11 protein-coding genes and 1 pseudogene are annotated in these 10,427 nt (G+C 71.4%); 9 read left to right on the forward strand and 3 right to left on the reverse strand.

Annotated elements, in window-relative coordinates:
• From CR470_RS31210 to CR470_RS31225, 4 genes and pseudogenes are all read left to right on the forward strand, one after another.
• Positions 1-241: pseudogene (locus CR470_RS31210) on the forward strand (M16 family metallopeptidase); the annotation flags it as partial.
• Positions 238-1,263 (forward strand): F420-dependent peptide dehydroalanine reductase LxmJ, encoded by a 1,026-nt coding sequence (gene lxmJ / locus CR470_RS31215; RefSeq protein WP_097870837.1) that lies wholly within the window; start codon positions 238-240, stop codon positions 1,261-1,263. The pseudogene CR470_RS31210 and the gene lxmJ, both read left to right, overlap by 4 nt.
• Positions 1,264-1,454: 191 nt before the next feature.
• Positions 1,455-2,219: an ABC transporter ATP-binding protein gene (locus tag CR470_RS31220; RefSeq protein WP_257138974.1), complete on the forward strand. Its 765-nt coding sequence runs from the start codon at positions 1,455-1,457 to the stop codon at positions 2,217-2,219.
• Positions 2,212-2,958: an ABC transporter permease gene (locus CR470_RS31225; RefSeq protein WP_097870838.1), complete on the forward strand. Its 747-nt coding sequence runs from the start codon at positions 2,212-2,214 to the stop codon at positions 2,956-2,958. The genes CR470_RS31220 and CR470_RS31225 overlap by 8 nt, the downstream gene beginning before the upstream one ends.
• Positions 2,959-3,033: 75 nt before the next feature.
• Here the strand turns inward: CR470_RS31225 and CR470_RS31230 are convergent, their stop codons facing one another.
• Positions 3,034-4,074, reverse strand: a complete 1,041-nt coding sequence (locus CR470_RS31230; protein ID WP_179892435.1) for a helix-turn-helix transcriptional regulator — start codon at positions 4,072-4,074, stop codon at positions 3,034-3,036.
• Between the two features lie 101 nt (positions 4,075-4,175).
• Between CR470_RS31230 and CR470_RS31235 the strand changes: the two genes are divergently transcribed.
• Positions 4,176-4,448, forward strand: a complete 273-nt coding sequence (locus tag CR470_RS31235) for a 5'-nucleotidase (protein WP_097870840.1) — start codon at positions 4,176-4,178, stop codon at positions 4,446-4,448.
• Entirely contained in the window at positions 4,445-4,765 is a 321-nt protein-coding gene (locus CR470_RS31240) for a hypothetical protein (protein ID WP_030588701.1), read from the forward strand. Before CR470_RS31235 ends, CR470_RS31240 begins: the two co-directional genes overlap by 4 nt.
• Positions 4,766-4,909: 144 nt before the next feature.
• On the opposite strand, the gene CR470_RS31245 is transcribed toward CR470_RS31240, so the two are convergent.
• Positions 4,910-5,311, reverse strand: a complete 402-nt coding sequence (locus CR470_RS31245) for a pyridoxamine 5'-phosphate oxidase family protein (RefSeq protein ID WP_097870841.1) — start codon at positions 5,309-5,311, stop codon at positions 4,910-4,912.
• A 175-nt stretch (positions 5,312-5,486) separates the two neighbouring features.
• Between CR470_RS31245 and clpB the strand changes: the two genes are divergently transcribed.
• Positions 5,487-8,081, forward strand: a complete 2,595-nt coding sequence (gene clpB, locus CR470_RS31250) for an ATP-dependent chaperone ClpB (RefSeq protein WP_097870842.1) — start codon at positions 5,487-5,489, stop codon at positions 8,079-8,081.
• A 181-nt stretch (positions 8,082-8,262) separates the two neighbouring features.
• Positions 8,263-8,808: a YbjN domain-containing protein gene (locus tag CR470_RS31255; protein ID WP_097870843.1), complete on the forward strand. Its 546-nt coding sequence runs from the start codon at positions 8,263-8,265 to the stop codon at positions 8,806-8,808.
• 67 nt (positions 8,809-8,875) lie between these two features.
• On the opposite strand, the gene CR470_RS31260 is transcribed toward CR470_RS31255, so the two are convergent.
• Positions 8,876-10,072, reverse strand: coding sequence for a pyridoxal phosphate-dependent aminotransferase (locus tag CR470_RS31260; protein ID WP_097870844.1), 1,197 nt, complete (start codon positions 10,070-10,072; stop codon positions 8,876-8,878).
• A gap of 139 nt (positions 10,073-10,211) precedes the next feature.
• Here CR470_RS31260 and CR470_RS31265 point away from each other — a divergent pair.
• On the forward strand, positions 10,212-10,427 hold a 216-nt coding region (locus CR470_RS31265; RefSeq protein ID WP_097870845.1), incomplete at its 3' end, for a hypothetical protein.

Consider the following 10,427-nt stretch of genomic DNA (forward strand, 5'->3'; position numbering starts at 1 on the left):
CGTCACGCCCGCCCAGGTGGTGGCGGCCGCGCGCCGGCTGGACCCCGACCGGGCCGTCCTGGCGACGTACGAGCCGGGTGCCGCCCCGGCCCCGGACCGGCCCCCGCACGCACTGTCCGCGTCGGCCCGGGGTCTGTCGGCCTCCGCCCACGGCCTGTCCGCCGAGACCGGCGGCCCTTCGCTGCCCGGCGGTTCCGGCGAGACATCCGAACTCCGCGACCAGAAGGGTGACCTCCGGTGAACCCGGCCGTTCTCTACCCGCTCCAGCCCGACCACCCCGAACTGGTCGCCCCCTTCGCGGCGCTCGTCCGGCGCTCGGAGGCCCGGCGCCTGTGGATGTGCCAGTCCTTCCGGGCCGAGACCCATCAGACGCTGGCGTATCTGGCGGGCGCGGGGCACACGGTCCCGGTCGGGACGAGCGTGACGCTGCTTCCGTTGCGTCATCCCTACGAGGCGGCGCTCCAGGCCCGGTCGCTGGCGCTGCTCACCGGCGAACCGGTCGTCGCGGGTTTCGGCATCGGCAACCCGGACTTCGTGGCCGGGCTGGCCGGACGCCCCTACGACAGCCCGCGCACCGCGGTCCGCGACTACCTGAGGTCGGTACGCGCCCTCCTGGACGGCGAGCCGGTAGCGGCCAGCGGCCCGTACCACCACCTCCACGGCACGTTGCCGGAGCTTCCGCACGCTCCGCGGGTCGAGGTGGGCGCGGGGGTGCTCCGGCCCGGCATGGCGCGTACCGCCGGTGAGGTGGCGGATGTCGCCGTCACGTGGATGACGCCACCCGCCTATGTGGCGGACACGCTGCTCCCGGCGCTCCAGGAGGGCGCGGGGGGAGAGGGCAGGCCACGGCCTCCCCGCCTCGCGACCTCCGTCCACGTCGTCGTCGACCGTCCCGGCCGTGACGTCCGGGGCATGGCGCTCGCCGCGACCGCCGGCCATGTGGCGACGCCGCACTACGCGGCGATGCTCCGTGCCGCCGGACTGGACCTGGATCCGCACGACCCGGCGGGCACCGTGGACGCCCTGCTGCGCAACCGGGTGGTGGTGGCGGGAAGCCCCGGGGAGATCGCCGGCACGCTCGACGAGTACCGGCGCGCCGGAGTGGACGAGGTGCTGCTCAACCCCACCGGGGTCCTGCTCGGAGAGGGTGTGCACGCGGCCGTGGCGGATCTTGAGGAGATCGTCGGAGCCTGTCGCAGCTTCCTGCCGGGCCACCAGCAGGAAGCTGCGTCCGCCGGGCCGCCGGAGCGGCCCGGCGGCTGATTGGCTGAAGTCCCCCAGCGGTGACCCGGCAGGCGCGGTGCGCGGCCGGCGGCCGTGGCGACGGGCAGCCGCGCCCCGTGGCCGTGCGCCCCGTGACCGCCGTGCTCCGTGGCCGCGTGATCCGTACGGCCCTTCCCTCTCCCCACGACGACGGAACCCCCATGACCGAACAGCAGGACAGGACAGAACACGTGCGACCAGAACATCCGCCCCGGGCAGGCGGCAGCGTCGTCTTCTCCAACGTGACGAAGACGTTCGGCGGCCAGAGGGCACTCGACGACGTCAGCTTCGCGCTGCGGCCGGGCAAGGTCACCGGTCTGCTCGGCCCCAACGGAGCGGGCAAGAGCACGTTGCTGCGGATCCTGCTCGGGCTGGCCCGCCCCGACGCGGGGACCGCACAGGTCCTGGGCGGGGAGCCGTTGTCCGCTCCGGAGCGGGCCCAGCGGGTCGGCGTGGTCATGGACGCGATCGGCTTCCACCCGCGCGTGACGGTCCGCCGCCAGCTGGAGATCTCGGCCCGTTCCCTGGGGCTGTCGTCCTCGCGCGTCGCCGAGGTGATCGACCAGGTCGGTCTCGACGGCGCGGAGCGCAAGCGGGTGAAGGCGTGCTCCACCGGAATGCGACAGCGGCTCGCGCTCGCCGTCGCCCTGCTTCCCGATCCCGAACTTCTCATCCTGGACGAGCCGTTGAACGGTCTCGATCCGGACGGGATCCGCTGGATGCGCCGCCTCGTCGAGCGCTCCGCCGCCGATGGGCGGACCGTGCTGATCGCCAGTCACATGCTCTCCGAGGTCGAGCAGAGCGTCGATGACGTGGTCGTGCTGCGTCGCTCGGTGCTGTTCACGGGTTCCCTCCGGGAGCTGGTGCGACGCGGCGGGGGACGCCTGGAGGACGCCTACTTCGCACTCGTCGAGGGTGCGTCCGCCGCGTCCCGTACGGAGGTCACCCATGCCTGAGGTCCTGCGCAACCAGCTCTCCGCGGAACTGCTCAAGCTCCGCTCGGGCATGGCGCTCCCCGTGCTGCTCCTGGTCGCCCTGGCCTTCTGCGCCCTGGGGCAGTTCGGCCTCGTGTACGCGGAGTCCGACCCCGCGTCCGCCGGGGCCGGGCTCACCGGGAACATCGTCGGCCTCGGCGCGTCCGCCGCCCTCTTCGGCGGGCTCTTCGGCGCCCTGCACGTCACCAACGAGTTCAGCTCCGGTTCGATCGGCCGCACGGTCCTGTACGCACCCGGACGTTCCTCGGTCGTCGCCGCCAAGCTGCTGACCGCCGCCCTGTCCGGCCTGCTCTTCGGCATCGCGGCGGTGGTGAGCTCCTTCGCCGTCGGCTGCACGGCCCTCGCGGCCAGGGACGCCGAGCTCGCCGTGGAGGGGGCCACCTGGACGACCGCCGCCGCCGTCCTGACGATCTGTACCCTGGCCGGCCCGTGGGGCGCGGCGATCGGGTTCGTCGTGCGCAGCCGCCTCGGCGCGGTTCTCGGCCTGGTCGTGTGGGGCACCCTCGGCCAGGTGCTGGTCCTCGGTCAGCTCCCGGAGGTGGGCCGGTTCCTTCCCGAGGGAGCGCAGTACGCCCTGCTCGGTGACACGTCGGCCTTCCCGGAAGCCCTGGCAGCCCCGTACGGTCTGCTGCTGATCGTGGGGTGGGCGGTGGCCGCGTCCCTCGCGGGTGGCCGTCTCTTCGTCCGCCGCGACATCTGAAATCCTGGCGCCCGTACGTCCGGACGTACCCCTGGCTGTGACTCCCCCTCCCCCCGGGCGTTGTCGTGGACGTGGTCAGGTCCCGGCGCCCGGGGGGATCGCGTGATCGGGGCCCGATTCCAGGATTCCCGAACGGGCGATCAGATAGCCGAGCTGGGCGCGGCTGCTGCTGCCCAGAGCGGCGGACAGTTTGGCCACGTGCGCACGGCAGGTCCGGACGTTCATGCCGAGCCGGCGGGCGATGGAATCGTCGACATGCCCCTCGACGAGGAGTTGGGCGATGGAACGCTGAACGCCACTGATTCCCTGGGGCATGGGGTCGTACTTGACCTCTTCGAGGAGAGGCGCGGCACGGGTCCAGAGTTGTTCGAAGACCTTCACGAGGTATTCGACGAGGCCGGGGTGGCGCAGTTCGAGGGCGACCTGGCGGTCGTCCTGCGCGGGGATGAAGGCGACCGTGCGGTCGAAGACGATCAGGCGCTCGATGAGTTCTTCGAGCGTCCGGATCTCCACGTTGTCGTTGGCTATGCGCTCGGCGTAGGCCAGGGTGCTGGGGCTGTGGCGCACTGTGTGCTGGTAGAGGGTGCGGATGCGCACCCCGCGATGGACGACCGACAGCCCGCGCTCCAGCGACTTGCTGAGCTGGTCCTCGTTCCGTCCGCCGCCCGGCTGGACGGTGAGCACCTCGGCCCGGCACTCCGTGGTCGCGAGGTCGAGGGCCGCGTTGATCCGGTTCACGCCCTCCAGCACGGTGATGGCATGGGTCGTGGGCGGGCCCTGGGCGCTGATGTCCATGAAAGGCTCGAAGCACTCGGTCAGTTCCACCGAATGCCGTCGGCGTTCCTGGATCTCGCGTTCTATGGGATGCAGGTGCTGGGCCAGCGCCGCCGACGGCGGCACCGGCCGGAGCCAGCCCGGGTCGTCCGGGTCGGGATGGAGCAGGGCGAATTCCATCAGGCACGGAGCGGGTTCCAGCTCGGATCGGGCGATGCGGCCGGACCGGAGTGCGGTGGCGTAAAGACGTCCCCCTGCTTCGCACAGTTCGGTGATCCCGTGAGGATGTGTCGCATTTATGTGGCTTGTGGTCATTTCTCCACCCCCCAGGTTCCTGAACATTCAGGAACATGATGCATCGACCCGGTGGTGTTCGCGTGCCCAGGTGGGACATCGTCTTAGGTGCGGGGGAGAAGAATCCACAAGTGAGGACGAAGCCGACTATGTACAAGCGAATGCTTCGCTCGGCGCTTGCCGCCTCGTTCGTCGCGGCCCTTGGACTCGGGCTGACGGGCGTCGGCGTCATGGGCGGCAGCGGCGAGCAGAAGGCTGTTCAGGCTGCAGCACCCGGTGACATCGGCTGGGGCGCGCCCGCCGCGGCCCCGGGTGACATCGGCTGGGCCGCACCCGCCTCGGCCCCGGGTGATATCGGTTGGTTCGCGCCCGCCGCCCCGGGTGACATCGGCTGGGTCGCTCCGGCCCGCACGGTCGCATGACCACCCCGCCGGACGACCGCACCTTCCGGCGCGAGATGGCAACCGCCTATCGCTCAGGGTGGCATTTCATCGATCTGCTCACGGCCCTCCCCCGCCGTGGCGACTCGTTGATGGTCACCCTGTTCGGAGAGCCGATCGTCGTGGTGATGGAAGAGGACGAGGACGTCCGCGCCTATCGCTGTCTCCGCCGGCCGCGCGGTGCGCCGCAGCCGGTCCGCTGTGCCGTCAGGTACGGCATGATCTTCGTCAATCTCGATCAGCGGGACCACGAGCTGTTCGACGCAGAACCCCTTTCCGCCACCCCCCGCAGTGCCTGAGCGATTCCCCCGTCGTCACCTATCGCTCCGGCGCTTCCCCCACACAGCGGCGTCACCGTGACCTGAACACGGTGGCGCCGTTGTGCTGTTCCCGTACGGAGCGGCTGTGACGTTCCCCGTACGGGGATGGCGTCCGGGGGCGCGTCAGGCCTTGCCGAGCGCCCGGTCGAGGGTGATCTCGATGACGACCCGGGTCGGGTTGATCCGCGGGGCGCGGCCGTAGCGCGCCTCGTGGCGGGCCTCCGCGTCCGCGACGGCCTCCGGCTCCGTGCGGATGACCGCGACGCCCTCCAGGGTCGCCCAGCGGGCCCTGTCGATCTGGCAGACGGCCACGCGTGCCCCGCCGGGGCCCGCGGCCCGGATGTTGGCCACCTTCCGGCTGCCCCCGTCGGTGATCACGCGCGCCACCCCGGCCTCCGGGTCGTACGTCACGCACACCGGCACCACGTGCGGCGTGCCGTCCGGGCGGGGGGTCGTCAGGGTGGACAGGTGGCTCTCGCGCCAGAACGCGACGTAGGCGGGAGCGGGGTCGTGTACGTCTGCCATGGGGGCAGCGTACGAGGGCTGATCCGGAGCGCCCGCGGCGCGTGTGCGTAACGAGGAAACCCGCACCGGCGCCCGCAGCGGGTGCGCGCCCGGCCTTGAGTGGAATAGACTCAACTTTGTGCAGGTTGATTAAGGCAACGCATCAACCGCCAGCTGCGAGGAGGAGTAACCACACGTGGACGCCGAGCTGACCAACAAGAGCCGGGACGCCATCAACGCGGCCACCGCCAGGGCCGTGAAGGACGGGCACGCCGATCTCACGCCGGGACACCTGCTTCTCGCGCTGCTGGAGGGCGAAGGCCGGCAAGCAAGCGCGAACATCGTCGACCTGCTCGCGGCCGTCGAGGCCGACCAGGCGGCGGTGCGGGGCGAGACCGAGCGGCTGCTCGGGACGCTGCCCAGTGTCACCGGTTCCACCGTCGCCCCGCCGGGGCCCAACCGCGAGCTGCTCGCCGTCATCCAGGACGCCGCCCAGCGGGCGAAGGAGCTGGGCGACGACTACCTCTCCACCGAGCACCTGCTGATCGGCATCGCGGCCAAGGGCGGCCGTGCCGGTGAGATCCTCGACGGGCAGGGCGCCAGTGCCAGGAAGCTGCTGGCCGCATTCGAGACGAGCAGGGGAGGGCGCCGGGTGACCACACCCGACCCGGAGGGTCAGTACAAGGCCCTGGAGAAGTTCGGCACCGACTTCACGGCCGCCGCGCGCGAGGGCAAGCTGGATCCGGTCATCGGCCGCGACCAGGAGATCCGCCGCGTCGTCCAGGTGCTGTCGCGCCGGACGAAGAACAACCCCGTCCTGATCGGTGAGCCCGGCGTCGGCAAGACCGCCGTCGTCGAAGGGCTCGCCCAGCGCATCGTCAAGGGCGACGTTCCCGAGAGCCTGAAGAACAAGCGGCTCGTCTCGCTGGACCTCGGCGCGATGGTCGCCGGCGCGAAGTACCGCGGCGAGTTCGAGGAGCGCCTGAAGACCGTCCTCTCCGAGATCAAGGAGAGCGACGGCCGGATCATCACGTTCATCGACGAGCTGCACACCGTCGTCGGCGCGGGCGCCGGCGGCGACTCCGCCATGGACGCGGGCAACATGCTCAAGCCGATGCTGGCCCGCGGTGAGCTGCGCATGGTCGGCGCGACGACGCTCGACGAGTACCGCGAGCGCATCGAGAAGGACCCCGCCCTGGAGCGGCGCTTCCAGCAGGTGCTGGTCGCCGAGCCCTCCGTCGAGGACACCATCGCGATCCTGCGCGGGCTCAAGGGCCGTTACGAGGCCCACCACAAGGTCCAGATCGCGGACTCGGCGCTGGTGGCCGCGGCCACCCTCTCCGACCGCTACATCACCTCCCGCTTCCTCCCCGACAAGGCCATCGACCTGGTCGACGAGGCCGCCTCCCGGCTCCGCATGGAGATCGACTCCTCGCCCCTGGAGATCGACGAACTCCAGCGCTCCGTCGACCGGTTGCGCATGGAGGAGCTGGCGCTCAAGAACGAGTCCGACCCCGCCTCCAAGCAGCGCCTGGAGAAACTGCGCCGCGACCTCGCCGACAAGGAGGAGGAGCTGCGCGGCCTCAACGCCCGCTGGGAGAAGGAGAAACAGGGTCTCAACCGGGTCGGTGAGCTGAAGGAGCGCCTCGACGAGCTGCGGGGCCAGGCCGAACGTGCTCAGCGTGACGGCGACTTCGACGCCGCCTCCAAGCTGCTGTACGGGGAGATCCCGGGCCTGGAGCGGGAGTTGGAGGAGGCCGCCGAGGCGGAGCAGGAGGCATCCAAGGACACCATGGTCAAGGAGGAGGTCGGCCCGGACGACATCGCGGACGTGGTCGGCGCCTGGACCGGCATCCCGGCCGGACGGCTGCTGGAGGGCGAGACCCAGAAGCTGCTGCGGATGGAGTCCGAGCTGGGCAGGCGGCTGATCGGGCAGAGCGAGGCCGTGCAGGCCGTGTCCGACGCCGTACGCCGCACGAGGGCCGGCATCGCGGATCCCGACCGGCCCACCGGGTCGTTCCTCTTCCTCGGGCCCACCGGCGTAGGCAAGACCGAGCTGGCCAAGGCGCTCGCGGACTTCCTGTTCGACGACGAGCGGGCCATGATCCGTATCGACATGAGCGAGTACGGCGAGAAGCACAGCGTCGCCCGCCTCGTCGGCGCCCCGCCCGGCTACGTCGGCTACGAGGAGGGCGGCCAGCTCACCGAGGCCGTCCGCCGCCGCCCGTACAGTGTCGTGCTGCTCGACGAGGTCGAGAAGGCCCACCCCGAGGTCTTCGACATCCTGCTCCAGGTCCTCGACGACGGCCGGCTCACCGACGGCCAGGGCCGCACGGTCGACTTCCGCAACACCATCCTCGTCCTCACCTCCAACCTCGGCAGCCAGTTCCTGATGGACCCCCTGGTCAAGCCCGAGGTCAAGAAGCAGCAGGTGCTGGACGTGGTGCGGGCCTCCTTCAAGCCGGAGTTCATCAACCGGCTCGACGACCTGGTGGTCTTCTCCGCCCTGTCCGGCGACGAGCTCGCGCACATCGCCGGGCTCCAGATCGACCGGCTGGCAGCCCGGCTGGCCGACCGGCGGCTCACCCTGGAGGTCTCGCCCGAGGCGCTGGCCTGGCTCGCCGAGGAGGGCAACGACCCGGCGTACGGGGCGCGGCCGCTGCGCCGGCTCATCCAGACCGCGATCGGCGACCGGCTCGCCAAGGAGATCCTGTCCGGCGAGGTCCGCGACGGTGACACCGTACGGGTGGAGCGGGCCGAGGACGGGCTGATCGTCGGCCCCGCCTCGTAACCACCGGTCATGGGGCGTCGCAGTCTGTCGGTGGGTGTCCGGCCGACGCCCGGCCGATGTCCGGCGGCTCCCGCCCCCGCGCGCTGTCTGTCAGCTTGTGGCGGATCGGGGCCGCCCGGGCTTGCCATGCCCCGCCCGCCATGGGAGAGGATGGCCGTACTCGTCACGAAGGGAAATAACGGTGAGCATCGATCCGTCCTCGATTCCTAATTTCGGGGGCCAGCCCGAACCGCAGGCGGCAGGACCGGAGGGCCCCGTCGTCCCTGACCAGGACCTCGTCAAGCAGCTCCTCGATCAGATGGAGCTGAAGTACGTCGTCGACGACGAGGGCGACCTCGCGGCGCCGTGGGAAGAGTTCCGGACGTACTTCATGTTCCGGGGCGAGGACGAGCAGCAGGTGTTCTCGGTCCGCACGTTCTACGACCGCCCCCACGACCTCGACCAGCGTCCCGTCCTGCTGGACGCCATCGACGACTGGAACCGCCGCACCCTGTGGCCCAAGGTCTACACCCACGCCCACGAGGGCGAGGAGGGCGAGGCGGGTTCCGTCCGGCTGATCGGTGAGGCGCAGATGCTCATCGGCACCGGCGTCAGCCTGGAGCACTTCGTCTCCTCGACGGTGAGCTGGGTCCGCGCCTCGATCGAGTTCGACAAGTGGCTCGTCGAGCGCCTCGGCATCCAGCCCGCCGAGGGCGCGACGGAGGGCGAGGAGCCCGCGGGCTCCTGACCCCACGGTCCACGGCAGCGGCCCGGGCAAGCGGTCACCACGACCGCCGCCCGGGCCGTCCGCGTACTCAGCCCAGCCGTGCCAGCCGCTCCACCGCCTCCGAGAGGACCTCGTCCTTCTTGCAGAAGGTGAAGCGGACCTGGCTGCGGCCCGCCTCCGGGTCGTCGTAGAAGACCGAGTTCGGCACGGCAGCCACCCCGCAGCGCTCCGGGAGCGCGCGGCAGAAGGCGCCCGCGTCCTCGTCGCCGAACGGGGAGATGTCGGTGGTGATGAAGTACGTCCCCTCCGGCTCGTACACCCGGAAGCCCGCGGCGCGCAGCCCCTTCGCCAGCAGATCCCGCTTGCGGCGCATGCCCTCTCGGAATTCGGTGAAGAAGGCGTCGGGCAGGGCGAGCGCCTCGGCGATCGCGTACTGGAACGGGCCCCCGCTCACGAAGGTCAGATACTGCTTCGCCGCGCGCACGGCGGCCACCAGCGGCGCGTCCCCGGTGACCCAGCCGATCTTCCACCCGGTGTACGAGAACGTCTTGCCCGACGAGGAGATCGACACCGTGCGCTCCCGCATGCCGGGCAGGGCGGCGATCGGGTGGTGCGCCCCCGCGAAGACCAGGTGCTCGTACACCTCGTCCGTGACCACCAGCAGATCGTGCTCCACCGCGAGGGCCGCGATCCCGGCGAGCTCGTCGGAGGTGAGCACCGCGCCGGTCGGGTTGTGCGGGGTGTTCAGGAGCAGGAGGCGGGTGCGCGGGGTGATCAGGGTGCGCAGCTCGTCGAGGTCCGGGCGGAAGGACGGGGCGCGCAGGGTGAGGGGTACGCGCTTCGCGCCCGCCATGGCGATGCAGGCGGCGTACGAGTCGTAGTACGGCTCGAACGCGATGACCTCGTCGCCCGGTTCGAGGAGGGCGAGCAGGGAGGCGGCGATCGCCTCGGTGGCCCCGGTCGTCACCAGGACCTCCGTCTGAGGGGACCAGGTCAGGCCGTAGAAGCGTTGCTGGTGGGCGGCGACGGCGGTGCGCAGCTCCGGGACGCCGGGGCCCGGCGGGTACTGGTTGCCGTGCCCGGCGCGCAGCGCCCGGACCGCCGCCTCCCGGATCTCCTCGGGGCCGTCGGTGTCGGGGAAGCCCTGGCCGAGGTTGATGGAGCCGGTCCGCACGGCCAGCGCGGACATCTCCGCGAAGATCGTCGTGCCGAACGCGGCGAGGCGGCGGTTGAGCAGTGGCCGCCCGTCCGCCCGGGTTCCCTGGGTCGCTCGTCCCTGTGTCATGGGCGCCATCCTGGGCCGAAGCTCTGGAGTTGCTCAAGTCCGCTTTGGCGCGCGGAGTGCGGGGGAATCCCCCTGTCACACAACAACGGGGAAGCGACGGGGGACCTCGCTTCGGGGGAAAGAAGGGCGGGTGGGGAGCATGAGCGTCTTCATCGCGGTGCTGGTCGCCGTGGTCGTCATCGGAGCGCTGCTGGCCGGTCTGCGGGTCACCGGCGGGCGCGGACCGTCCAAGCCGCGCGCCGGACGCCGCCGCTCCGCGAGCGGAGCCTCCGCCGACGGCGGAGGCGGCTCCGGCGGCTGGTGGTCGGGGGGCGACTCCGGCGGCGACGGCTCCGGCGGGCACTCCTGCGGCGGC

Origin of the sequence: Streptomyces sp. rh34 (genome assembly GCF_002551245.1) — a bacterium.
Taxonomy (GTDB): domain Bacteria; phylum Actinomycetota; class Actinomycetes; order Streptomycetales; family Streptomycetaceae; genus Streptomyces.

Excerpts from the sequence above, each read along its gene's own strand:
- CR470_RS31225 (WP_097870838.1), top strand. The coding sequence starts at position 2,212 with ATGCCTGAGGTCCTGCGCAACCAGCTCTCCGCGGAACTGCTCAAGCTC.
- CR470_RS31230 (WP_179892435.1), bottom strand. The coding sequence starts at position 4,074 with ATGTTCAGGAACCTGGGGGGTGGAGAAATGACCACAAGCCACATAAAT.
- CR470_RS31235 (WP_097870840.1), top strand. The coding sequence starts at position 4,176 with ATGTACAAGCGAATGCTTCGCTCGGCGCTTGCCGCCTCGTTCGTCGCG.
- CR470_RS31240 (WP_030588701.1), top strand. The coding sequence starts at position 4,445 with ATGACCACCCCGCCGGACGACCGCACCTTCCGGCGCGAGATGGCAACC.
- CR470_RS31245 (WP_097870841.1), bottom strand. The coding sequence starts at position 5,311 with ATGGCAGACGTACACGACCCCGCTCCCGCCTACGTCGCGTTCTGGCGC.
- CR470_RS31260 (WP_097870844.1), bottom strand. The coding sequence starts at position 10,072 with ATGACACAGGGACGAGCGACCCAGGGAACCCGGGCGGACGGGCGGCCA.